Source organism: Mucilaginibacter sp. PAMB04274 (assembly GCF_039634385.2).
Classification (GTDB): Bacteria; Bacteroidota; Bacteroidia; order Sphingobacteriales; family Sphingobacteriaceae; genus Mucilaginibacter.
Window position 1 is genome coordinate 3071745 of record NZ_CP155081.2, and the last position, 24655, is coordinate 3096399.

General features: G+C 47.1%; 23 protein-coding genes. 7 read left to right on the forward strand and 16 right to left on the reverse strand.

Features of this window, described 5'->3' with window-relative positions; all coding sequences use genetic code 11:
* Window positions 1-13 precede the first annotated feature (13 nt).
* Entirely contained in the window at window positions 14-1057 is a 1044-nt protein-coding gene (locus ABDD95_RS12775; protein ID WP_345947717.1) for a DUF932 domain-containing protein, read from the reverse strand.
* Window positions 1058-1839: 782 nt separating this feature from the next.
* Between ABDD95_RS12775 and ABDD95_RS12780 the strand changes: the two genes are divergently transcribed.
* The gene (locus ABDD95_RS12780; protein WP_345947718.1) at window positions 1840-3777 is read left to right on the forward strand and encodes a P-loop NTPase fold protein; all 1938 of its coding nucleotides are present in this window, start codon (window positions 1840-1842) and stop codon (window positions 3775-3777) included.
* 142 nt (window positions 3778-3919) lie between these two features.
* Here ABDD95_RS12780 and ABDD95_RS12785 read toward each other — a convergent pair whose 3' ends face one another.
* Together ABDD95_RS12785 and ABDD95_RS12790 are read right to left on the reverse strand one after the other, a co-directional pair.
* Window positions 3920-4666, reverse strand: a complete 747-nt coding sequence (locus ABDD95_RS12785) for a hypothetical protein (RefSeq protein ID WP_345947719.1) — start codon at window positions 4664-4666, stop codon at window positions 3920-3922.
* A 2-nt stretch (window positions 4667-4668) separates the two neighbouring features.
* Window positions 4669-4866: a hypothetical protein gene (locus ABDD95_RS12790; protein WP_345947720.1), complete on the reverse strand. Its 198-nt coding sequence runs from the start codon at window positions 4864-4866 to the stop codon at window positions 4669-4671.
* 206 nt (window positions 4867-5072) lie between these two features.
* Here ABDD95_RS12790 and ABDD95_RS12795 point away from each other — a divergent pair, with 206 nt between their 5' ends.
* Entirely contained in the window at window positions 5073-5600 is a 528-nt protein-coding gene (locus tag ABDD95_RS12795) for a hypothetical protein (RefSeq protein ID WP_345947721.1), read from the forward strand.
* 529 nt (window positions 5601-6129) lie between these two features.
* Here ABDD95_RS12795 and ABDD95_RS12800 read toward each other — a convergent pair.
* A complete protein-coding gene (locus tag ABDD95_RS12800; protein ID WP_345947722.1) occupies window positions 6130-6948 on the reverse strand; it encodes a DUF2971 domain-containing protein in 819 nt (272 codons plus the stop codon).
* A 36-nt stretch (window positions 6949-6984) separates the two neighbouring features.
* Window positions 6985-7818 carry a potassium channel family protein gene (locus ABDD95_RS12805; protein ID WP_345947723.1) on the reverse strand — a complete coding sequence of 278 codons (834 nt, stop codon included), beginning with the start codon at window positions 7816-7818 and terminating at the stop codon, window positions 6985-6987.
* A gap of 182 nt (window positions 7819-8000) precedes the next feature.
* Here ABDD95_RS12805 and ABDD95_RS12810 point away from each other — a divergent pair, with 182 nt between their 5' ends.
* Both ABDD95_RS12810 and ABDD95_RS12815 read left to right on the forward strand, forming a co-directional pair.
* On the forward strand, window positions 8001-8303 hold the full coding sequence (locus ABDD95_RS12810; RefSeq protein ID WP_345947724.1) for a hypothetical protein: 303 nt from the start codon (window positions 8001-8003) through the stop codon (window positions 8301-8303).
* Entirely contained in the window at window positions 8252-9178 is a 927-nt protein-coding gene (locus ABDD95_RS12815) for an SOS response-associated peptidase family protein (RefSeq protein WP_345947725.1), read from the forward strand. The genes ABDD95_RS12810 and ABDD95_RS12815 overlap by 52 nt, the downstream gene beginning before the upstream one ends.
* A gap of 4 nt (window positions 9179-9182) precedes the next feature.
* Here the strand turns inward: ABDD95_RS12815 and ABDD95_RS12820 are convergent, their stop codons facing one another.
* From ABDD95_RS12820 to ABDD95_RS12835, 4 genes are read right to left on the reverse strand one after another with little or no spacing between them, the layout of a single operon-like run.
* Window positions 9183-12383 carry an error-prone DNA polymerase gene (locus ABDD95_RS12820; RefSeq protein ID WP_345947726.1) on the reverse strand — a complete coding sequence of 1067 codons (3201 nt, stop codon included), beginning with the start codon at window positions 12381-12383 and terminating at the stop codon, window positions 9183-9185.
* Window positions 12380-13882: a DNA polymerase Y family protein gene (locus ABDD95_RS12825; protein ID WP_345947727.1), complete on the reverse strand. Its 1503-nt coding sequence runs from the start codon at window positions 13880-13882 to the stop codon at window positions 12380-12382. Before ABDD95_RS12825 ends, ABDD95_RS12820 begins: the two co-directional genes overlap by 4 nt.
* Window positions 13875-14600, reverse strand: a complete 726-nt coding sequence (locus ABDD95_RS12830; protein ID WP_345947728.1) for an Error-prone repair protein ImuA — start codon at window positions 14598-14600, stop codon at window positions 13875-13877. Before ABDD95_RS12830 ends, ABDD95_RS12825 begins: the two co-directional genes overlap by 8 nt.
* A gap of 11 nt (window positions 14601-14611) precedes the next feature.
* Window positions 14612-14956 carry a hypothetical protein gene (locus ABDD95_RS12835; protein ID WP_345947729.1) on the reverse strand — a complete coding sequence of 115 codons (345 nt, stop codon included), beginning with the start codon at window positions 14954-14956 and terminating at the stop codon, window positions 14612-14614.
* 89 nt (window positions 14957-15045) lie between these two features.
* On the opposite strand from ABDD95_RS12835, the gene ABDD95_RS12840 reads away from it, so the two are divergent.
* The 3 genes from ABDD95_RS12840 to ABDD95_RS12850 all read left to right on the forward strand — a co-directional run bounded on the left by ABDD95_RS12840 (window position 15046) and on the right by ABDD95_RS12850 (window position 16743).
* On the forward strand, window positions 15046-15330 hold the full coding sequence (locus ABDD95_RS12840) for a hypothetical protein (protein WP_345947730.1): 285 nt from the start codon (window positions 15046-15048) through the stop codon (window positions 15328-15330).
* A 185-nt stretch (window positions 15331-15515) separates the two neighbouring features.
* A complete protein-coding gene (locus ABDD95_RS12845; RefSeq protein WP_345947732.1) occupies window positions 15516-16148 on the forward strand; it encodes a DUF932 domain-containing protein in 633 nt (210 codons plus the stop codon).
* 262 nt (window positions 16149-16410) lie between these two features.
* Window positions 16411-16743 carry a hypothetical protein gene (locus tag ABDD95_RS12850; protein WP_345947733.1) on the forward strand — a complete coding sequence of 111 codons (333 nt, stop codon included), beginning with the start codon at window positions 16411-16413 and terminating at the stop codon, window positions 16741-16743.
* A 68-nt stretch (window positions 16744-16811) separates the two neighbouring features.
* Here ABDD95_RS12850 and ABDD95_RS12855 read toward each other — a convergent pair whose 3' ends face one another.
* The 7 genes from ABDD95_RS12855 to ABDD95_RS12885 form a co-directional block, all read right to left on the reverse strand.
* Window positions 16812-17210: a DUF983 domain-containing protein gene (locus ABDD95_RS12855; protein WP_345947734.1), complete on the reverse strand. Its 399-nt coding sequence runs from the start codon at window positions 17208-17210 to the stop codon at window positions 16812-16814.
* 9 nt (window positions 17211-17219) lie between these two features.
* Complete coding sequence (locus tag ABDD95_RS12860; RefSeq protein ID WP_345947735.1) at window positions 17220-17795, reverse strand: cytochrome c oxidase subunit 3; 576 nt, start codon at window positions 17793-17795, stop codon at window positions 17220-17222.
* A 3-nt stretch (window positions 17796-17798) separates the two neighbouring features.
* Window positions 17799-18395 carry a TlpA disulfide reductase family protein gene (locus ABDD95_RS12865; protein ID WP_345947736.1) on the reverse strand — a complete coding sequence of 199 codons (597 nt, stop codon included), beginning with the start codon at window positions 18393-18395 and terminating at the stop codon, window positions 17799-17801.
* Between the two features lie 28 nt (window positions 18396-18423).
* On the reverse strand, window positions 18424-19536 hold the full coding sequence (locus ABDD95_RS12870) for an efflux RND transporter periplasmic adaptor subunit (protein WP_345947737.1): 1113 nt from the start codon (window positions 19534-19536) through the stop codon (window positions 18424-18426).
* Between the two features lie 16 nt (window positions 19537-19552).
* Window positions 19553-22738, reverse strand: coding sequence for an efflux RND transporter permease subunit (locus tag ABDD95_RS12875; protein WP_345947738.1), 3186 nt, complete (start codon window positions 22736-22738; stop codon window positions 19553-19555).
* Between the two features lie 8 nt (window positions 22739-22746).
* Window positions 22747-24120, reverse strand: coding sequence for a TolC family protein (locus ABDD95_RS12880; RefSeq protein WP_345947739.1), 1374 nt, complete (start codon window positions 24118-24120; stop codon window positions 22747-22749).
* Between the two features lie 97 nt (window positions 24121-24217).
* A complete protein-coding gene (locus ABDD95_RS12885; protein WP_345947740.1) occupies window positions 24218-24631 on the reverse strand; it encodes a hypothetical protein in 414 nt (137 codons plus the stop codon).
* Window positions 24632-24655 lie beyond the last annotated feature (24 nt).

Here is a 24655-nt window from a genome sequence, read left to right on the forward strand (position 1 = left end):
CCCCCATCAGCTATTAGTTTATGATGAAATGATTTACCTGCAGTTCTTTAGCAAAGTCAGTGCAAAGGTCAAAGGCTGCCTGCGCTCGTAAACGCCCGGTACCGTCCATCACGGACTTGAGTTTTGCTTCGTCGTCCTTGTATTTTCGGACGTTCTGAAAGTATCCCGTAACGGCGTTGTAGGCACCGAACAAGGTTCCTGCGGTGGTGTCCTGTTGCTGAGAGGGTGCGCTCATGGCATACTCATACACTTTGTCGACCATATTGGTATAGACGGTCGAGAGTTCATCCGTGTTGCCTTGCAGCAGGTTATTGAGTGTTTCCTTGTTCGGCACCATAGCCACCTGAATGAGGTGCTTGACCTCGTGGTCGGTGATCCGGACTTTCGCCCATTGATTAAAGATGCCGCTGAGTTCGTCGCTCATGCTGTTGGAGATCTGCATGAGTTTGTGCGCTTCGGCCAGGCGTTCTTTGGCTCCGCCGGTATGGCGTATCTTGATGGCGTTGGTGTGGTTTCGCATGGCTGCGTTGAGGGTGTTGTTGCAGACGATGCGAACAGGTGTAAAGGCAGCGGTGATACTGCCGTAACCATCGTGGGAGGTGGTCAGGAACAAATACTTTTCGATGCAATCATCCGCGCCAACGCGGATATAGCCGGGGAGTTTGGCGGTAATGAAGATGCGCTCCCCCTTACCGAGTGCGCCTGCGGTCTCGTACAGGATACCATGGTCACCGCCGACGATGCTGTCAAAAAAGGCAAAGGCATCTACGTTCTGCACAATCTCGTAGTCACGGCCTACGGTGCCGAGCACGGCGTGGTTATCAGTGCGAACGGTGGCGAATTTGTCAGGGACATGGAGGTCGTCGCAAGTGTTACCGTTAGGGGCATAGGCATTCATTGGCCACTTTTCTACGGTGTAATCCAGCCCTGCGAAGCGCAATGCCTCTGCGCTGGTGGGATAGTCTTCTACAATGGTGCCGAGGCCGTGCCATGCTTTTTCCTTGCAGCTAAAAAAGCTGTACTCATCGTTTTTTGTGTTTTTTGCTAAGTTGTGCATACTGCTGTTTTTGGGTGAATACTTATTTCGTTCTCTTTTCTTTTTTTGCCAGCTCTCTTCAAGGCAAGAACTTCCTTGAGGAGCCGGGGAATAGAAAGCCTCAGGAGATGCCGGCCGTGGAAGGCAAAAGGAAACGGAATAAGTGCCGGAGGCTGGTGCAGTGAGGTACGAGCTGTACCATTATGCCGTAGTCTTTTGACCTACCCATTGTCAACTGGCGGCATGAACTTAGCTGCACTATTCACCGGGCCGGAAAGGCAAGTTCCTGTGAAAGAGCTAGGAAAGGGAAAGTTTACCCAAAGAACATTTTTGAAGACAGGTCAAGCGTTGCGACAGAAGAAAGAGCTCAGAAATTGGTTCATCTTAATTACCACCTATATGGTCTGTCGAAAAGCAGATAACTGTTGTTGTTAAATGTTGTCCGCATAACATCCTCCCGTCATATTGAAAATGCAGCCGAATGGAGCAAGGCGGGTCACCCGGCTGAGCAGGGCGAAGCGTGGTGACATGCCGCAGACGAACAGCAGGCTGCTTTTTCAGTTATACCGGCAGCCGCTTTTGGAATTAAATGAAAAGGCGGATGCCCATCTCGAGAACCAAACACAACAGCAACTTTAAGAATGATATAACAGGTATTTACTCGGCATTACGGAGCCCCTTCCTATATTGGGCCGCGAACGTTAACTGCAGGTCGCCGGTGAACAAGTGGGAACGTCACATCTATCAGTACACTGGAAAACTATTCCAGCGGTAACTTCGGGTTATATTGAGTATAATTGAGTATGGAACTATCACAACAAACGCAGTCTGTGCCGCAAGTGCAGCGGGTCATTAACCGCTATTTGAAGATGGAAACGAGTTACGCTTTGTTGCTTAATGGGAAACGCGGGATCGGGAAAACATTCTTCATGAAGAACAAAGTGCTCCCAGAGATCAAAAAGCTGTCGTTATTGCATAATGATTCCAAAAAATATAAGCCGATCTATATATCCCTTTATGGCCTCAAAAGTATCGAAGATATATTTGGGCTGCTGTCTCTTGAATTAATGCCTTTTTTAAAGAAAAAGAATGTTCAGGTTACGATGAGCGTTGCAAAAATTTTGACCAGAGGCTTCATGGGTTTTAATCAGTTAGGGGAAGCAGATCCATTCTTGACAGACATTTCCGATATCGCTAAGAAAGCGGTCGATACGAAGGATTTTGTGATCATATTTGATGACCTGGACCGCTTATCACCAGGTGTTGATCTGACAGAGGTGATCGGTTTCATCAACTCACTTGTGGAGCATGAAAATAATAAAGTGATCATCATTGCGGACGACAGTACAATAGAGGATCAGAAGGGTTTCCTGGCAGTTAAGGAGAAGACCATTGGTACAATTGTTGAATTCCAATCCAGATTCGATCAGACCTTTGACGAGATAATTGAGGGAAAGTATAAAGCTACCTTTTCTTCCTATTATGCATATCTTAACCTGCTGAAGCCAGAGATCATGTCCGTATTCGGCTGGTCAGGCATTGCCAACCTACGAACTCTACTCTATTTCCTTCAGCATTTCGACATTATATTTCATGAATTATACGAGGCGCTGCAATTAAGACTCGAGGATCCGGGAGAACTAAATGTTCAAAAACTGCATATCATCTGTCGTTTCACGCTTGCAGTGACGATCGAATTTAAAGCAGGGAACATAGCTTACTCAGACCCGAAAGGTATCGATAAGGTCAAGGAGATCAATAATGGCCTACATCTTCAGTGGCTGAAAGAAGCCTTTGCAAAGAAGGAAGTACAACTGGTTCCGGGCAAGGCAGAAGCCACACCAAAAGCCTACAAAGAACAATTTATCGATACCTATTACGATGGCAAAGACTATCAGTTCTATAGAGCTATTTATGATTTTATAACGGGAGGAAATGAGTTCATGGCATTTTTGCTTTTGGAAGAGCTTAAACAAAACATCGATGATCGCCGGGTAGTTCAGACACCACAGGAAATAATTCACCAGCAATTATCTTACAATCAAGTGTTCGACTTGCCAAATCATGAATTGATAAGGCTAACGGAAGAGATGTATCAATATGCGCTTAACGGGGATTACAACCTGGAAAAATATATGTCCGTTTTCCATTACCTGACTAGATTTCCTGATATCCTTACCTATAAGCCGGAGATCATTCTCAAACAATTGGTCAAAGCAATAAAGGCTCATTCCGGAAAATTTAGCTATGACCCAGATATGGACTCTAAAATAAATTATGATGAAAAGGGTCAGCAGGCTGTTCATTTTGATAAGCTTGCGAGAGAGGTTATCAAGATCAATGACAGCATCCGAACCCAGGAGATAGTTGTGAGAAAAAACGAACTGTATGAGATGTTCGTCAGGGATAAGGAGGAGTTCTATACTTTCATTAACCAGGAATACCCGCAGATAAACGTTTTTGATAGTTGGGATACCACTACGTTTTTAGCACATTTTGATCAGTTGAAGCCTACGGAAATCAGAAGATTCAAACGATTCATAAATAGCCGTTACCAGTATTTGCACATATTAGACTGGGTCGAGTCTAGTTTTCTTGCTGACCTACAGAACCATATCAGCAAACGTGAACAAGAACAGTTGCTTGATCTTCGAATGTATGTGATCGACGAACTTTCGTCGACATTGAATGAGATCCAAACGAGAATATACAAGCAGAAGAGTGCAAAAAATGATCAATAATTCCGAAATGGAAAGTCAGCACAATTGGATACTTGGATGATCGAACAAAACCTCCACCCGTATTAATTTAAAAATCTTGAAATGATGGCACAAGCTAGAAAGAAATATCGCAGCACCTCGCAATCTTAAAGCGGAAGAAAAGTTATAAAATTTGCAGGTCTTCCTCCGGGTTGGAAACGGCATCATCGAGAATAATAAAGTTTACGCTCAGGTTGATGATATTGCTGTATTTCAGAGAAAATGTGCCGGACGGTATGGTAAGCGGATCCCCCGATTCATTGATCAGCCTTGCCCCTTCATCATTGGCGTACTTTTTAAATTCACGGCGCGTCACGTCTTTGAGGTAGATCCGATCGAGGTTAGCGCCTTCGGTCTCGAAGTTCATCAGGAACCCGGAAAAAATAACAGTTCCGTCCTTGGTATCAACGAAAACAAGATCGTAGTCTTCGACGCCGGCAAATGCACCATCGAAAAAATACCACCACTCGTGGAACAGGTTAAGTGCGGGTACCCGTTCATGCAGGCCCGTGCGTAATAAAAAGAACCTGATCAAGCGGCCAAGCACGACCATGGCAAGGAGCAAAAGCAAGTTATACCAGGCGAAATCCGTGACCGCATCTTTGAACACAGCATTATTTACTGTGCTTTCAACATTTTTGAGGTCACCACCTAAGACCTTGATCAGTATATCGAAACGGATCTCGTCCGGAATGCATAGAATGGCGACCGCATGGATCAGGAGTGAGATAACAGCCGTTCCCAAAATGCCTTCGAACAATGAAAATTTGGGTATAGCTCTGGGGAACTCTCCGATATACAGGCTGAAATAAAACACAACCGGAGAGATCAAAAGGATGGAAATAATAACAGCACTAAGTGCTATATTCATGATTAACGGGAAATAACGTCGTTGGAAGAAGCTCCGGCACTCCTGACCGTCATCGAAGTTCTTTCATCGATCTGGACGGTAATGCCTTGTTCGGTCAGCAATTGGCTTTTCTGCGCTGCTATTGCCGATGCTACACGCGAAGCTGCACTTCCTTTTTTAAGAAAAGCCCTGCCTTTTTCTGATATTTTAATGTTCGTCATGTTCAGTCCCTGAATGATAACTATATAAAGATAGTGATTATTTTAATTGTTTGTTTTTTTTCAGCTTTTTACAATCGGGCACTTCAAAGAAATTCACCAAAATATTCACCGATCAAAACTTCCAAGGTTCAAAAGGAGGACTTTCCCCCACCTTACCATCACAAACCGATGATTTTTGATAAATTTATCTTTAAGATAAAAAACCTATGGAACAAGTTTTTACATTCATGGAGACCGCTAACAAATATGGTTTCCCCATCCCTATCCTGACCCTGCTGATCGGGGGCAGCATTTGGTTGATTTTTACGGCGAAATGGCCGGAGCGCGAGCGGTTCTATTATGACCTGCTCGGTTCGTTAGGCCGCTGGAAGAACAGCCTCTCCGACCGCCAGGGTTACTACATGGAACCAGGCACAGAGTTCCGCGACAGCACGATCTCTCAACTACCCCGTTTTAAAGAGCTAATATCGGCCGGTAACACTGCGTTAGCATCGATACGGGAGCAAGTGCATATAGGGCGGCTTTTCCTATCGAAGAACGCGGTACGACACATAGAGGAATTGATAGCCGAACACTGGCTGATAGACGAATTTGATGCCATATGCACCAGCGATTATTTGGATAAAGTCCTTCCTGTAGTTGAGAAAGTTTACGAGGCCATACTGGCAGATGCCAGAAAAGACCTGGCAAGAGGCAGATATGCAGCCCTATTGGGCCGTCTTTTTCTTAAATAAAGATACGCCCATCGATAGGCGAGATTTTTGAACGAACACATGTGCTCCATACAAATTCCCGATAACAGATAGAAAATGCAGCCGTATGGAGCAAGGCGGGTTACCCGGCTGAGCAGGGCGAAGCGTGGTGTCCCGCCGCAGACGAACAGCAGGCTGCTTTTTCAGGTTACACCGGCATCCGCTTTTGGAATGAAATGAAAAGGCGGATGCCCTTATTTCGCATCAGGGATAGCAGCGGCATCCTTTTCGGAGAAAAGATATAGCGTATAGCCCGGCCCGGAGGGGATGCCCGGGGCATAAAGTCGCAAATTGGACGGGAGAACCGGCTTCACCCAAACTTTGGAAAGCTAAAAAACAATGTGGCGCAAAAAAGACATGCACGGGTCCCGGAGCATCATTCATTGATCAGGATATGGCAGTAAATCCTCCTTTGCGCAGTTCAACCCCAGGTAGAACCTTATGTTATCTTGGTCAAAAGCCCGTAACAGCATCTGCATAACATATCGAAAACCGGATCAGCGGTTCTACTTTATATTGCGGAGGCAGGCCTAACTTCCTTATAACGTACCTGGTATTCCGTTTTATCTTTAACCGCCTCTTTTACCTGAACATGAGCAAAACGAGGTTCAGCAAGTAGTGACAGAACATGTTCTCTGTCTTCAATCTTACACTTCATACCGATAGTGACGGATCTGACCACCTCAGGGTCAAAGCGATAGAACCACATACCGATCGCCGGGATTTGTTCACAAACGGAGAAATGGAATTGCATCCTGTATTCTTTCTCGTAACCCCAAACAGAGAACTTACGGCGCATGATGGCAACGTACTGTTCCTGAAGATATTCCATTAGGTGGACGCGTGACAGATCGATGGGCAACTGATGTTCGGTTGTATATTCAACGTTAAACAGTTTCAGATAAGGCAGGCGGTCGACATCCAGACCGATCATCAAGCCTTCATGATTACTGGCGTAATGTGACCACATTAAAATGCTGGTATCATCTTCCGTCAGGCAAACTACTCCTGCATTATGGCTGACCTGATCAACAAAATGCGCCGCCCATTCCATATAAAGCTGCGTAGCGGTCGCGATCTCCTGCTGCAGCCGTCCATTGTCCGAAAGCAAGGTGGCCTGGTCCTCCCGGTACTGCTCCAGGCTCATGCCGGAATCTTTTGCAATCAGTTTATACCGTTCCAACAGGAGTTGTTCATCTTCAATAAGCGATATGATGTGCCCCCTATCAATGATCCCGGTACCATAGCTGGCAAACTCGAAAGGGTCGTTGAACTGGTTGGGTGGTGTGACCCTGATCGTACAATTTTCCAGTATTTTGATACCGGCCATGCTGCAATATTTATAAAGTAGCTTCATACCACAAAACTAAGAGCGTTTAGCTAAAAGATCAGCAAGCGAAGCTGCATTATCCGGGCGGTAATGGAATTTATCACGGAATCCCGTTGATGATAAATGATCATCGACCTGATAAAAACCTTCGTAGGCTTTAAGCTCCTCGCGATCCGGAATGACCAGTATCTTGTCGAGGTCATATTGAACATAAGTGGAATAGTTTGAGACGCCAAGACCTCCCGACAACCCGACACGAAGGCAGTCGAACGGATGTAAATCGGACACGATCTTATCCAGCTCCAATTCGTATCGAAGATAAAAGGTCTGTACGGAGGTGGTTATGAACGGTACACGCGAAGGCGGCCCTGTTTTCCAATCCTCATTCAGCTTGAAATACCAGGTCGTTTCCAGATTCGTGATGAACTGGCGGGCCGTATTTAGATAGATGATCAGGAACGCCTTATCCTTGGTAGAATAGTAAGCAAATTTAGAAAAAACGATCGTATGCTTCCGTGGCAACAGCATTTTCAAGGTGATCACGGAGATTGCCAGACTATAAATGGCAAGACCGATCATAGCCTCGATGATAGTTAGTACCCGGAATATTCCCTTGGGCGAAAGATCGCCGTAGCCAATGGTAAGAATTGAAACAAAGTTGAAGTACAACAGGTCCCAGCCGTCAACCGGGCAGGGCTTTATATTTCCGGAAAGGCCTATCACAAGCTCAACTGCTGTAAAGAATAGAACCGTTACCACGTATAATGCAAGACCATAAACAACAAGCAATTCCGGTCGAATTCGGTCGATCAGCTCAATAATCGACACTCTTCGAATTTTGGGGAGCTGAAACTGGAGGTTATCTTGCATGTTGAGGTTTTATGAAACATACGAATGTAATCACTTGAGCGCGATTTCCAAATCTTAGCGGTCCGACATGCATAATGCTGAATAGTTTAGATGCCAATCCCCAATAACCTCATTGGATACACATCCTCTAAATTCTAAAAACACCTTGCCATTTTACTAAATATTTTAGTAATATTGCTTTAATGAACGATCCGAAATTATTTGAGTTGGAGTTGAACGGCCAGATGGTCAGGGTGAGCGACCATACGATCAGGTCGGCCCGTGTTTTTCATATTGTTTATCCAAGTACCACTCCCCCATTGAATATTACGATTGCGGAGAACACTGACGGCGTAAAATTCTGGACCTCTGTTCCTGAAGGGCGCCAGGAGGAAGCTGAATTTGCAGGCAAGGTTATTGCTGCGTATATTCGTGAATACAGGAGGAACCAGTTATGTGTTACTACAACGGACAAAAAGTTACCCGTGCCGAATCTATTCGGCTAAAAGGCATCGAAAAAGCGATCAAGAAATATAACTTCTTAAATGTTGGCGTACATAACGGTTTCAATTACGCGCCTTGCGCGATCCTGATCCCCTCGGCAGATGGAAAAGACTTTAATATCGTCCAGGCGGAATGGGGTTATGTACCCGGCTTTGTAAAAACGCGAACAGAGGCCAATATCTTCCGCGCGAAATACACTACACTTAACTTTAGGTCAGAAAATCTTTTTATTAAAGAAGATGGCAAGCGCTCCATGTGGGCTGATGCTGCCAAGAACCGCCGTTGCCTTGTTTTATCGACCGGTATAGTCGAATCCCGGCATGTTCCCAAGATCGGTAAGAAAGGTCAGGAGCTAAAGGAAATGATCAAATACCCTTATCAGGTCACCTTAAAAGACCATGAGTATTTTTACCTGCCGGGTTTGTATAACGAATGGTTGGACCCCGAGACCAGTGAATTTGTGATGACGGTGGCTTTCAGCATCACCGATTCAAACCAGGTGATGTCGCAGATCCATAATTCCAAGAAACGCATGCCGGCCATTTTAACCGAGGACCTTGCCTGGGAATGGCTCATGGAGAAACCGAGTGAAGAACGCCTTTCGCAGATCGCCCGGACACAGATCCCCTCAAGGTTACTGGATTTTTGCACAGTAGACCGTAACTACCGGACCGCGCTGGAGGCGACGCCATTCGACTACCCGGAATTGGCACCAATTGATACATCTTTCATCAATGCAGAAGAACTACAGTTCAACCATTGGCCTGTGGACACAGAGGCTGTACCGCAAGAAGTAGAAGATGAAATGGTCGTAGTCGAAGAAACTGTTCGATCTTATTATCCGCGAGGTACTAAACAGGGCGATCTGTTCAGCTAAACATTTATTTGAAATTCCTGCCCTTATGGATGGCATCTTCCGCTTGGCTCTTTAACGGCTTCTCCATGGGAATGAATGGCGACGCTTTTTCGTCAGCCCGTGAAAGGGTGAGCACCGGCTGCTTTTCGTTACGAATAGCGGTCAGGTCGCCCAGCAATTTGGTGACATCAAATATCCGGCGCACGATGATGTGCGTCACTTCTGTACGCTCGACCACGCCTTCGACCATCAGCAGACGCGCACGTAAGATCTCTTTACGGTACTTATCAAATATCTTTGGGAAAACTACCAGGTTCGTCGTGCCTGTCTCATCTTCCAGGGTAATAAAACATACCCCTTTAGCTGTGCCTGGCCGCTGACGTATCAGGATCAGACCGGCTGTTTTGATGATGGTTTTATTCTCGGTCTGGTTGGCTTCTTTGGCAGGAACGATACGCAACAGATCAAGCGTATGCCGGATAAATGTTAGCGGATGGCCTTTGATGGACAAGCCGGTCGTCGCATAATCCTGCACCACATGTTCAGACAATCTCAACTCCGGTAAGTTGACCTCAGGTTCATGCAGGCTTTCAGAGGGCTGGCCCTTCATCAATTGCACAGGCCGGTCATGAAGGGCGGAAACTTCCCAAAGGGCACGCCTGCGGTCAAGGTCCATCGAGCGGAAAGCGTCGGCATTAGCCAGCATTTCCATGGTGGCGACGCTGACACCCGCATCACAAAGCTGGTGGGGTTCGGTATAAGGTTTAACCCGGCCGGCGATCAGTTTATCCATTTCTTCTTTATTTATACCTGCTATTTCCCGTAAGCCCCGGCGCATCGCAAAATATTTGCCTTGTTTCGTTTCCAAGGTATTATCCCACTGCGATCTGTTCACATCGATCGGCAGCATTTTTACGCCGTGCTCCTCCGCATTCCGTACGATCTGCGCCGGCCGGTAGAATCCCATGGGCTGGCTGTTCAGTAATGCGGTGGCGAATACATCGGGGTAATAGAATTTCAGCCAGCAGGAAACATAGACCAGCAGGGCGAAACTGGCGGCGTGGCTTTCGGGAAATCCGTAACTGCCGAATCCTTCCAGCTGTTTAAAGATGCGGCGGGCATATTCCTCCGTATAACCCCGGGAGGTCATGCCATTGATCAGTTTGTGCTCGAATTTGCTGACCATGCCATTGAACTTAAAGGTCGCCATGGTTCGGCGCAGCAGGTCTGCTTCGCCCGGCGTGAACCCGGCAGCTACGATGGCCAGTTCCATAGCCTGTTCCTGGAATAGTGGTACACCCAAAGTACGCTCCAATATCGAGCGGATCTCATCATTTGGATAGTCCACATCTTCTTCGCCGTTCCGTCTGCGGATATAGGGATGCACCATATCACCCTGTATCGGTCCCGGCCGAACAATGGCTACTTCGATCACCAGGTCATAAAAGCAGGTGGGCTTCATACGCGGCAGCATGGACATTTGTGCACGGCTCTCGATCTGAAACACGCCGAGCGTATCTGCTTCGGTGATCATCTCGTAAACCTTGGGATCGTCCTGCGGAATATTGGCGAGCGTTAAAGTTTTGCCGTAATGGCTTTGTACAAGATCAAAGGCCTTTCGGATACAGGTCAGCATGCCTAATGCTAACACATCGACCTTCATAAAGCCGAGCGCGTCTATATCATCCTTGTTCCATTCGATATTGGTGCGGTTCTCCATTCGCGCATGAAAGATCGGGCACAGGTCGCTCAGCTTACCATCGGTGATGACAAAGCCACCCGTGTGCTGGCCCAACTGACGTGGAAAACCGATCAGCAGGGAGGTCAGCTCGATCACTTTTAACAGGTGCGGATCTTTGGGGTTGAGGCCTAATTTACTCACCTGATCGGCCGTGATCTCCTCATCGCTAAGTTCTCCAAAAGCTTCGGAGAGGGTCTTGGTCGTATCGACCGATAGGCCCATGGCTCGGGACACATCGTTCACTGCCCCTTTGTAATGCAGCATAAAGACGGTGGGCAGGATCGCTGCACGGTCGCGCCCGAATCGGTTGTACACATACTGGATCACCTCTTCGCGCCGCTCGTGCTCAAAGTCGACATCGATATCCGGTGGTTCGTTCCGTTCTTTGGAAAGGAAACGGGCAAACAGCAGATTGGATTTATCGGGAGCGACGGAAGTGATCCCCAGCACGAAGCATACGGCGGAATTAGCCGCCGACCCGCGGCCCTGGCAAAGTATCCCTTGCCCGCGTGCCCAGGTGACGTAATCTTCTACGGTCAGGAAATAATCTGGCACATCCAGTTCGGCGATGATCTCCAGCTCATCTTCGATCGCGTTTTTGACCTTGACCGGTATGTTATTATCGTAAAAGCTGTTCGCGCCTTTCCAGGTCAGGTATTCCAACTGCTGCTGAGGCGTACGGCCTTCTGTGGTCAGTTCACTGGGATACTTATACTTCAGGGATCGCAGGTCGAACTGGCAGGCATCGGCAATGACCTGTGAATTAGCGATCGCTTCGGGATAGTTACGAAACAAACGTTCCATCTCCGCTCTTTCCTTGAGGTGTCGTTCGGCATTCTGATGCAGCTTATAGCCCGCATTGAAGATCGTGCATTTTTCGCGGATGCAGGTCAGGACATCCTGCAATTCCCGTCTGGATACATTGTGGTAATGCACATCGTTGGTGGCCACGAGCGGTACGCCTAATTCTGCTAATAAGAACAGGCGCTTGGCATCATCACCGGTATAGTATTTGGTGGCGGCTAAATAAAGGTTGGGCAGATTTGCCTGGTAATCCTGAACATGGAGCTGAAAAACGAATTCAAACTCAAAGTCCTGGGTAAGCTTGTCGGGGGGGATGATGATAAAGTAGCTCCCTTCCGCATGAGCATAAACATCTTTTTTGGAGATAAAGCATTTTTCCTTTTCGGCACGGAGATTACCAAGTGTCAGTAAAGCAGAAAGCCGGCCGTAGGCTTCCTTATCCGTTGGGTAGGCCAACAGGCTGGGACCGTCGAGCAGGTCCAGGCGCACTCCGGGAAGCAGTCGGATCTTGCGGTCTTTGGCAACCTGGTAGGCACGCACAACACCCGCGAACGTATTACGGTCGGTGATACCGATAGCGGCATAGCCAAGGTCGGCCGCCTGGTCGACGAGTTCTTCCGGATGGCTGCCGCCACGACGAAAGCTGAAATTGCTGGTCAGCTGTAACTCGACGTAACTCATGCGAAAAAGCCATGTAAATACCAGTGCTGGTTGTTTTCTGCATTGTAATGCCCGGAACGGAAAAGCCAGTAACGTCGTCCGGCTTCATCTTCAGCGATATAATAATCCCGGTGTTCACCCGGTTCCAGCCACCATTCCCGCTCGATCCGTTCAGGGCCATCTGCACCGACAATAACATGCCTTTCACCTTTCCAAATGAATAATTTAGGTGGATAATCGGGCGTTAAGGCCATGGCTTCGATGGGTTCGGGTCGATCCAATATTTGCATAGGGCGCGGTTTATCCGTGCGCCATTCGCTTTCAGCTTTCTTTTTAATATCAATATCAGGCTTTAGCGTACGCTCCGGCCAGTAATGTTCTCCGGGCAGGTAACGGTTGATATTCGCATTGCCTATCCGCCCAGCGACCCGGTCAAGCAGTTCTGCTACCTCTTCACTGTCTGCGCCACCCTTCGAGGACCAGATCTCACTTTGTTTGTCGCTGACCGGCTCCGTTTTGAGCGCGTCCAAAACGAACAGTTCGATACCCATCCCCGGGGCGACCGTATCCAGCTTGTTAAAGAACAGCTTGAACAGGTGCTGCACCCGGTTACTGGGATGGTTGGTCCCGATCTTGATATTTCCGTTCTTGCCATCGATCCGGTACCAGGTCAGCATAGCGGACCGCAGGCCCAGCCCTTCGCCATAAAGTCTTTTGCATAATTTTTCGAGCAGGTCATTCAAGCCGATCTCGATCGCCGTTCTCGTTGTAACAGGCTCCAGGCAGGCCAGGCTTTCGGTATAAGGAACAGGTTCTTTGAGTGGGAACAGGTATTCCGCTTCCTGGCCGAGCGCCTGATGCAATCGCAAGACCATATTCTTTCCAAAACGGCGGCGCAATACGGCATCCGGCATATAAATGAAACTGCTGATCTGGTGAAGACCCAGGTTGCGTAATTTGACCAGCAGATCGGTAGGCAGCCGAAGCGCATAAGGCGGTAAAGGCATCAGTGCATTCCGGTGTGCATCTTCCGGTACGATAAGACCGGAGGTCGCGCAGCGAGCCATGCCCCAGGCGGCACCGATAGTATCGGCAATTGCCGGGCGGACATCATAACCGGCCGCTTTTAAACGGGACACGATCTCCCGTAAATACGCTTTTTCACCACCCTTCAAATGGGTACAGCCTGTTATATCGAGCAATAAGCCGTCCGGCGGGTCCAACTGAACAGCAGGCGTATAGCGCAAACACCATTCCGCCAGGCCGGTCAGCAATTTCAGGTTACGCCCGGGTACGCTGTCAAAGACCAGCAGATCCGGTGTGATCACCCTTGCATCGGCAACGGTCATGCCTTCGGTAATCCCGTAATTACGGGCTTCATTCGTTAACGCGGTAATGAACATGCGTCCATGGTCCGGTTCGGCAAAGACATAAGCTTTCCCTTTCAGCTCAGGCTGGCGGATCGCCTTCTGATCGGTGAGCAAATGCCTGAACCATATGGATGCAAAGCGCTTAGGCATACTGGCGTGCTGATTCGGTAATTTGTGGTGCAATAACGGGCTGGAAACTAAGCTTTTTCCACTCGATGATCCAGTTGCCGGGCTTGCCGTTCCTCACTTTGATCAGGTTTACCTGCCAGCGCGGATAGCCGACACCCGGCATACCGGTTCGGAGCTGGCTGCGCACCGGGCGGACCTGCCAGCGGGTCACGCAGGCTGTGGTATTGATCTTTTTCACATCTTTTCTCAGCACGAACCCGGTCACGTGGCTTTTCTCTACGGCCAGTTGTAAACGCTGCGATTCCGTAAAACTCAGTTCTTTGGTCTCACAGATCACTGTAGCTACTCCTTCACATTTTAAAGCTTCTTCGGTCACCCAAAGCACATCTTTTTGTGAAGGCACATCAATAAAAATGACGCGGTCGGGATCCACGCCAAAAAGTTTAAGCGCAGGCGGATAGATCCGCCGGGTGTAGCTGATCCATAAACATGCCCCGCCGCTGCTCAGCAACTTTTGTACAAGCCCGGCGATAAAGCCACCGCTGGCCGCCGTATCCTCCGGGCTGCTGCTGATGAACTCGTGAATGGCACCTGTCGGGAATACACCATTTGGAAAAGCGGACGCTACCGGTCCCAGCCCCAGGTCGTTGTTAGCGCCGGGCTTGGGCGGGCGAAAGCCTTCCCAGCGGACCATATCCTGCCGGAGTTTGCTGATGATCTCTTCTTTTGTTACATTCATGGTCACCGGTTCTAAAAGTCAAAATTCATCTGATCAAATTTGAGCATACGGCTATCGTTGTAAGCTCTGATCGCCGTAACGATCACACCGACCTCTTCAGCAGTAAAAACGTCATCCTCACTAAAACCTGGGTCGTGTTCCGGGTAATGGACAGCCTCATAATGATCTTCAGCATCCCGGGCGGTCACCGGCTGTCGCGGACCTTCTTCGATGTTCACGCAGACGACCGACCGCCGTTCCCCGGCAATGACCTGATAACGCATAAAGCCTGCTGTATCAGCGAGTTGATCCAGCTGTTCGGCGGTGCCGGCCACATGGCCGCCTTCGAACTCGAATTCTAAATTAAATGGTACCATGCCTGTCAGATTTTTAGAATCACAAATCTATGCTAATATTTTTAGCAATATTCTACTCTTTTTTACATTTTTTTTCCCACATTTGTTTTATGGAAGATTTAATGTTCGATGATATACCTAAAGCGGTCAAACTGAATACCGGGCGCTGGGTACATATCTACCGGAATAACGGGGAAGGGTACCGGGCCTATGATGCAGTAGCTGAACTGGAGTTAGGCCGTATCCTGGTTGATGACCGGGAGCATTGGATCTATGACGGCGATGTACTGAATGTTGAAGAACAGGAAGAGATCGCGGAGGCTTTAACGAAGCCACAGCCTGATACGAATGTGATAGATTGGTCAGCATTCCATGAAAAAAAAGATAGATCCTGAGTTAAGTACGGACGAAAAATTGGTCCTGAAACAACAAGGTGTCGGTCATAAGCCTTTGCGCGACCATGCCCTTGATACGACCGATGCAATGCGGTGGCCGCTGTTGAAGCGCACTGGTCGAACTCGTTCGTATTTATTTGTCTTTTTTCTTTCCTGCCAGTAAACCCTCGTGTTTTTTCTGACCTGTGCACCGATCAGTATCCACACAGCAATGGAAGGCTACTCCTAGCCAGATCCGTTGGAACATCCTGCAACTTCCCGATAATAGACAGAAAATGCAGCCGTATGGAGCAAGGCGGGTTACCCGGCTGAGCAGCGCGAAGCGTGGTGTCCCGCCGCAGTCGACAGGAGGCTGCTTTTTCAGGTTACACCGGCAGCCGCTTTTGAATGAAATTAAAATGCGGATGCCCTTATCCTGCATCAGGGAAGGCCTCTTTAACCAATGGGCAAAAGTGCGGATCACCGATGCCGAGGTAAAAAAACTGATACAGATCGCCATGGCACCCAACAAAGAAGTGCTGACGCATTTGGCCGTTGGCAAATTGGATTTGTTGTCCACCCATTACACCAATATTGTGAATAATGTGTACGCGTATCCATTAGGTAATCCGACCCAACAAGGCGATACCACCGCAGTTACGGTATTCGGTGCCTACAATGCCGTAACCGGCTATTTTCAGAATGTGCGCTGCTTTAAAAGTGAGGAAGCCAAATTTAAGTCGATCATGGACGGCACCGCGAAACAACGGACACAGACCGCCTTTGATCTTTGCCAGGGTTTTGCCTTGCAGGGAAGCGGTGCGCTTTCGTATAATTAATAAAAAGGGGGGAGCGATCCCCCTTTTCTTCAAAATTGCCGGACGGCCCCGCGTTGCGGGGCCCAAGTGAAGACGCCCCCTGTTTTCATATCGTTAATGATCTATGGCGAAAACAGGGGGCGCGACATTTAAAAAGATAGACAGATAAATTTTGGGGGAAATATTATAACACATTTTAACTTAGTGCTAAGAGACCTGACGCTATCTAAACTACGATTGTTATCTATGCAACTAAAGAAAAGATATTACAATACCTATTCCTATGAGCGAAAATAATTTTACTCACCAATTTGCCGGAAAATACCGTATCGAACATCTGCAAGGCGATGAAGGCTTTAATATTCAGATCTACACGCTTAAACCCAACGGTGAAGCCATTTGGAACGTAATCGAATCCGCAGACGAGATCGGAGAAGGTTCTGTGGTCAAAGCAACGTGGAATGCGGAAGAAAATATGATAAGTATTACTTATGATAAAGCCAGCGGTGATTACACCGAGGACTTCAAAAAACATCAACATTTTTTTGAGGACACGGATGTGCAAGGTCGAATTTTAAAAAAGTTGTCTGATGAGATCTACCCGAAGTGTCGGTAAAATTAAACTGATTAGATCGCTTCCATGTTAAATTTCAACAACCATGCCTGTATTGATTTGTTTATTATTTAACTGCTAAGATCCGGCCGGTAATTTAACCCGGGTGTAAGCCAGTGCAACAATAATACCCTGGAATAGCGATAATTGAACGGAGCAAGTAATAGCACAACGGAAAGCATGACCGCAAGATAAAACCAGGGGTTTTCACTCCCTGTTAATATTGACGCACTTACCCCCAATGTAACCAGTTCGGCGACTATGAACGCATAACTTACATACATGGCACTATAAAAATAGCCGGGTTCTCTTTCATAGGTCAACCCGCAATGTGGGCATTTCTGTAAAATCTTCTGCCCACTAAAACTATACATGGAGTTAGCGTAAATCTTACCTACACGGCATCTTGGGCATTTAGCCTGGATGATAGCCGGCCACATTTTTATTGGTTTTTTTTCTTGATTTTCCATGATTAAGGTTTATTGATAGATAAGCATAAATAGATATAAAAATACCCATAGCCCGTCGAGAAAATGCCAAAATATAGCAGAAACATCCATTCTTAAATTGACACGTACGTTGGCTTTATTACCGATCCTTCCAGCAAGCGTGTAGCCAAGCAGGATCAATCCAATGAGGATATGCAGCAAGTGGGCGCCGGTTAAGACATAAATGAATGTTTGCGGGCTATTGAGATTTTTGAACAATACATTGGCATGGATCAACTGGTTCCAGGCCTCCAACTGCAAAACGAAGAAAACTATTCCCAGTATAATAGTAGCACTCAGTAATTGCTTTTGTTTTTTGAAAGCCAACGCCATACCGGCCCTACCTGCCAAATGCAAGGTATAACTGCTTACTATGATAACCAGCGTGCTTACAGCGAAAGTGAGCGGTAGTTGAACACCGATCTTGCCTGAGGGGCTTTGCGCAACGGCAATGATAAAAACGCTGCCCAACGCCGCAAAAAGCATAAATGAGGTCGTTACAATCAACCAGATCATGAATTTTTTTGCCTTTAGGTTGGAGCGGTCAGAACTTTGTTCGTATGGCATAAATTATTTGTTAATCAAACCGTCAAAATAGCTGTAAAAAGCTTTATCCGTATAGTCTGCCCCCCCTTCATGTCGCGCGGCCACCGTACCGGATTTGTCTATAATAACCGTCGTAGGGAGCGCATTGCCTAAAAACCCTTCAGGCATTGCACTGGCCGTATTATAAACGGTTAACTGAAATTTATTATCCTTCATAAAGGGGACAGACTTGCTGAAATCATTATCTGCGTCGACTTCCAGGATCATGACTTTCGGATTGTTCTTATATCTGGCATATAACTCATTGATCGAGGGCATCTCGGCTCGGCATGGCGGGCACCAGGTTGCCCAGAAATTGATAAACAGAACCTTGCCTTTTTCATCTTTAATATTTATCGTTTTGCCGAACTGATCCTTCAGCAATAGACTTGGCGCAGTATTAGCCGAACCGGCTACAGTAACTTCTGGCTCGGTATTAGCGGCCGGTGGTTTAAAAAGGCCAATTTTCATCAGCCCTTCAATCATGATCGCTTTAGCCTGCGGGCTGATCAACACTATAATCATGGTTAAAGCCAACATTACAGTGGTCGCATTAGACCAGGTGATTAATTTCTTTTTCATGATATTGAATTATTAATTATTATTTGCTTCAATTTTTAGTCTTAATTTTTGTCCCTTCAGCAAGTTCTTCCGTCCCGTTTTTTACAATTTTCAGGTCCGGCTTTAGCTGCCCGAAGACTTCCTGAAGCGAATCCTGCCGGATACCTTCCACAACCGGAATACGTTTGATCCGGCCACTGTCGGCGTCCAGAATAAATATACCGGACTGTGCATGAACCACGCTGGTTGCCGGTATCCACAAGGTTGGTTCAGGCCTGCGCAGCATCAGTAAGACCTGGGCATACTCGCCACCGCTTAGGGACATATCCTTATTGTTCACATCAAATTCAACCGTTACAGATCGCGTAGATTGCTGCAATAGTTTACCATCTCTGGACAGTTTGGAGTGATATACTTTACCCGGATGGTCGCTGACCGTAAATGTAACATCAGTTCCGGTGCTAACAGATGCTGCATGTTTCTCCGGTATAGCGACGGTCAGGCGCAATCGCTGATTTTGCGCAACTACGAACAACGATGTGGTCATATTTTCACCAACCAGAGCGCCGACTGAGATATTCCTGTCAACAATCACGCCATCAAACGGAGCAGTGATGCGTAAGTAATCACTCAATTGTGCCGAAGCGCTGGTAGTTGATTTTGCAGAAGCATAAGCCGAACTATCTGCGCGCAGCTTACTTCTGGCTTTATCCAGTTCAATCGCAGCGACAGCGCCATTTTTTTCCGCTGCTTTTTTTAACCGGTCAAAGGATTGCCTACTGTACAAATAATCCTCATAATACTTTTGCTGATCAGAACGGGAGGATTGATATTTTTCGTTTACTTCAGGTGCTTCCAGCAAGGCTAATAGCTGGCCTTTTTTCACAACGCTGCCACGATCAACAAAGATCTTTTTAACAAAGCCTTTTATTTTTGGATAAATGGTGACTTGTTCAAAGGGTACAAGTTCACCGGGAACGGTGAGCTTATAGAGCGGTTGTCTTTGTACCGGGCTGATAACTTTAACCGTGGTGATTTTAGGTACAGCGGTCGTTGCAACCGGTTCTTTTTTGGATTGGTCCGAACAGGCACATGCCAGGAGTGCGACCGGCAGCAATATTGCAAATCCTGATTTAAATAGTTTATATTGAATACTTTTCATAAGATTAACTGGATGATTAATGAGTAGCGGTTTGTAAAGATTCGGTATACCTGTTCTCCGGATCATCCGGATCAAGTGTCGGGCTGAAGCGCGTGGCTTTCCCCCTGATCACAGTAAACAGATTAGGCAGAACAAGCAATGCGGTGAGCGTGGACAGAATAAGCCCGCCGATAACAGCCTGCCCGAGCGGCGCAACCTGTTCACCTCCTTCACCCATACCTGACGCCATGGGGATCATTCCGGCGATCATGGCCAGTGTGGTCATAATGATCGGTCTAAGCCTGGATGAAACAGATAACAGTACCGCTGTCCTGGCTTCCATGCCTTTTTGAAGCCGATTAATTTCCGCCTGATTGATCAGCAGCACAGCATTGGATACAGAAACGCCTACGGACATAATAATACCCATATAGGACTGTAAGTTTAGCGTGCTTCCACAAATGATCAGCATCAGCAGACTCCCGCCTGCTACAGCAGGTACTACCAATAAGATCAGACCGGAAACGGCGAAAGACTGGTAGTAGGCGGAAAGCAATAAAAATATAACAACAATAGCTACCGCTAAACCGATTTGCAGACCTGACATCGTATCATCCAGTAGTTTCATCATCCCTGAAGTACTTATAATTACACCGCGCGGAGGTGTACCTGCATTTTTTAAGATTTTATTCACGGCTTTGCTGGCTGCACCAAGGTCGGCATGGTAAGTATTGGCAATGATCGTGACATACCGGTTCGGCCCCTGCCGGTTAACCTGAGCCGGAAGTTTTGTGAGTTGTAAAGTGGCCACATCTTCCAGAACAGGCCTTGGCTGACCGGATTTGAGCGGGAGAGAACGCAGGTTATCCAGGGATTGCATGTCAGCTTCAGGGATTTGCAGTTGAACCTGAAATACAAGGCCTGATTTAGGGTCAACCCAGAGATTTTTGTTAGTGAACCTGGTGGACGAAGTCGCAATGGTCAATGCCCTCGTTACATCCTCCATGGTGAGCCCAAACTGCGCTGCCAGTTCCCTATTGACATTGATCTGTACACTTGGATAATTAACGGGTTCAGCGATACGCACATCCCGTAAAAAGGGTATCCTTTGCATATCGGCAGCGATTTTTTTGGCGTAATTATCAGCTACGTTTAATTGTCCGGCAGCTACCTGTACCTGAATAGGTGTCATTGCTCCCTGGCTCATGATCTTTTCGACCAGTTCCATCGGCTCAAAGTCGATTTGCACGGCCGGAAGCGCTTTATTAAGCGCTTTCCTGATCTGTTCTTTTAGATCAATAATGCTTTTGCCGTAAATTTCCTGATCTATGGATAGCTGTAAAACGGCTTCGTGGGAACCGCTGGTGAAAAGAAAAATAGGATTGATCGCTGTACCTGAAGGTTGTAAGCCAACAAAAGCGGAACTGATCTTAACCGCATTGGGTGGTAACTGTTGTTTGATGATCGCTGTAACTTGTTGCAGATAGGATTCAGTCTGTTCCAGGCGGCTGCCTTCAGGTGCTACAATTCTTAACTGGAGGTCGCCACTGTTACTTGCCGGCAGAATGTCGGTCCCGATCAACAGGGCACTACCGGCAACGATGATAATCACGACCAGGGCATAGACGGAAATCACACGAGCTGCTTTACTCTGGAGATAACGTATGACAATCAGGTAACGCCGCTTAAATTTTTCGAATCTTGTCAGCTTCTTTTTATGTTGTTTAATATCACTATGATGAAACTTCTCAGCCTTCATCATCCAATTGGCCAGTACGGGTACGAATGTCTGTGAGGCTATATAAGAAGCGATCATCGCAAATGCAACCGCCAGCGAAAGCGGAAGAAACATATCTTTTGGTATCCCGGTCATCATAAATGAGGGAATCAGCACTGCCAGGATACACAACAGGATCAGTAATTTGGGAATAGAGATCTCCAGTAGTGCGTCAAGGATAGCCCGCTGCTTTGGTTTATGCATTTCAAAATGCTGGTGGATATTTTCAATGGTTACCGTCGCCTCATCAACGAGTATACCTATAGCTAATGCCAGACCGCTCAGCGTCATCACATTAATGGTTTGTCCGAAGAGATAGAGCATTACCACTGCCGAAAGGATGGCAATAGGAATGGTAAGTACAACAATCAAAGCACCCCTGGAGTCCCCAAGGAACAGAAAGACCATCAGGCCGGTCAGCAAGGCCCCAAGGATGCCTTCGTGAATAAGGTTGGTCAGTGACCTTTTAATATAATCGGACTGGTCAAAAACATAACGAACGTTGACATCTTCGGGTAACGCCGCTTTCAGCATCGGAATGGAATTTTTAAGATTTTCGACCGTAGTCAGTGTTGAGGCATCTGCTTTCTTGATCACAGGAAGATATACCGAACGCTTGCCGTTAATAATGGCGTAACCGCTGGTTACGTCAGCGGCATCTTCTACACTCGCTACATCCTTGATAAAGACAGTTGTTCCGGAACCCAGCCTGATCGGAGTATTTAAGAAATCGTCAGGGCCTTTAGCGATAGAATTCACCGGGCTCATCAAATTTTGATTACCGATACGGATGTTACCCGCTGCGGACGGCAAATTATTTTTGGCTATAGCGCTCATGATATCTTCGGCAGATAAGCCATAGGATTGCATCAGCTCCGGGTTAACTTTAACTACCATCGTCCGGATATTGCCGCCGAAGGGCGCGGGTGCGGTCACACCCGGAATATTTACGAACATTGGCCTTATTCTGGTCAAGGCGAGGTTTTGAAGTTCTGTGATTGACCGTTTAGGGCTTTCAAAAACAAGCTGGCCAATGGGGAGTGAACTCCCGTCAAATCGTACCACCTGTGGGGGAACGGCTCCCGGCGGCAAAAAGCCCATTGCCCTGGCGACCTGGTTGGAAACTTCTGCTGAGGCCTGGGCCATATCTGTTCCCGGATAAAAGGTCAGTTTCATCAGGGTGAAACCCTGTATGCTCTTAAAATCGATCTGTTTGACCCCGCTGACAAAAATGAGTACTTTTTGAAATCCGTCTGCCATAAAACCATCCATGTAAGCCGGGGTTAACCCGCCGTAAGGCATGGCGATATAAATTGCAGGTAATTCGATCTTGGGAAAAATATCGACATTAATCTTTTTGATCGCGTTAAAAGAGAAGTATGCGATAGCCATCACCACCACCATTACAGCGATGGGCTTTCTTAGGGCAAATCTGATTATATTCATGATGGCGGTTAAAATTGAGTGGATAAATAATTGAAATTACCGCTGATCTCGGCTTGGTTGATCAACTGATCCCAGAGCTGCCCATGCGTATCAATATTGTTTTTTTCGGCTTGCTGAAGAATGCCCTGTATCTGTAATAACTCCGTTAACCTGATCAGGCCGCTTTCATAACGGGACAGGTATAGTTCATAGGCTTCCCTGCCCTTAAGTACCGCACGCTGGGTTTTATTGGCCTGACTGATCTGTTCCGTCAATCTGGCTGTGGCTGAAGCTAACTGGGTTTGAAGTTGTTTTTCTTCCAGGTCATAGCCGTATTTATTAGCCTGCGCCTGCTGACCAAAACGTTTTTTTTGAAGAGCACTGGTATAGGCACCGGTAATGTTCCAGGTTACACCAACACCTACCAGATAATTATTGGCCATGTTGTTGAAACCGGCAGTGTAATCATTGCTGACCAGACCGTCCGGCGAGATTCCGCTTCCACGGCCGCTGTAACCTGCGATCAGCGAGATAGTAGGCAGTGCCTGGCTGCCCGCAGCTTTGCTTCGTGCTTCACTTACCTGTACCTGCTTTTCCAGAACTTTCAGGTATGGGTGTGTATCCTGCACGGAATTCTCTGTCGGTATATCGCTATTGGACTGCAGATAGTTCTTCACCGGCATGGTAAAATCAATTGGCTGTAAGGGCACCGTTTCTGTTAACGTGATCTTACTCGCACCAAATTTGCCCTTCCAGCTATCTTTTTCAGCGAGTATCTGCAAATAGGTGGCCGCGGCGAGCGAAGTATCAGCCCCTGGTTTCAGGCCTGCTTCCGCAAGGCTTTTTGAAAGCTCAAGTATTTGCTTTACGCGCTTAGCATTATCCTCAGCCCAGCTTAGGTTAGTTTGATTGTATAAAACATCGAAATACTGCCGGGTTACCCTGGCTTGCAAAGTTAAATGATAGGCATCAAAACTACTTTTAGCTTGCTGAACTTCTGCGTCAGCGGCTTTTACAGCGTTATTGATCTTTCCGAAACCGATCAGGTTCCAGTCCGCAACGACAGAACCATAAAAATTCGTAGTCGTAGATGATCCGCCTGCGATGGTTTTATTGCTGTTCACATTAAAAATACCTGGTAAGGGAATAAATGCGCCCGTACTGCCGGCAAAGGTGCCGATCGAATTTTGCAGCTGTGCCTGCGCCTGTGGTAGCCTGTCACTTGATGCAATGTCTTTTAAAACCTGTGTTTCGCCAATCTGCGCCTTTTTCTGCCTCAAGCCCGGATATGTGTCAAAAGCAAGTTGCCACGCTTTTGATAAGGGCAGATCTTTGGGATTTTGAGCACGGGCAAAAGTGCCGGAAATGAATATTATCAAGCCTGCAAGATAGATCCTGGGCATGGTCATATGTAGAAAATTAAAATGAGAAATGTCTAACCGCGGGTGCAGTTAAATTAATTGAACCTATAGGTGCTTACCAATGGTAAACGTGTCAGGATCAGATCAGCAAAAGTTGATTGCGGAGAAAGAGAGGAACAGCGGATGTTCGATGACTGACCGCTTCAGGAACAGCTAAAGGCTGGCTAAATAATTTAAAGAAGAATAAAAAAGTAAAAACTAATGAAACCAGTGCCGTTAAATCAATATTTACCGGTGTATGGTCCGTAAAAGATCGTTTAAAAGTAACATATGACATACCGCAGGCCCCACCGGCACCGGTTTCGAACCGGGCATCTGTAACACTTCGCTTTTCACTCGTGATTTTAGCCCGCTGCTGTAAGGAATTGGAGCTTAGGCTATTAAAAAAAATCCTCTTTATCGGGCATAAGGCAGTAAGCACCACAAATAAGACCATCAGGCCGAATGCCAGTCCCGGTCTGTTTTGATGATACTTTATTTTTGCCGCCTTCATATTACGCTAATTGAAGCTAATTTT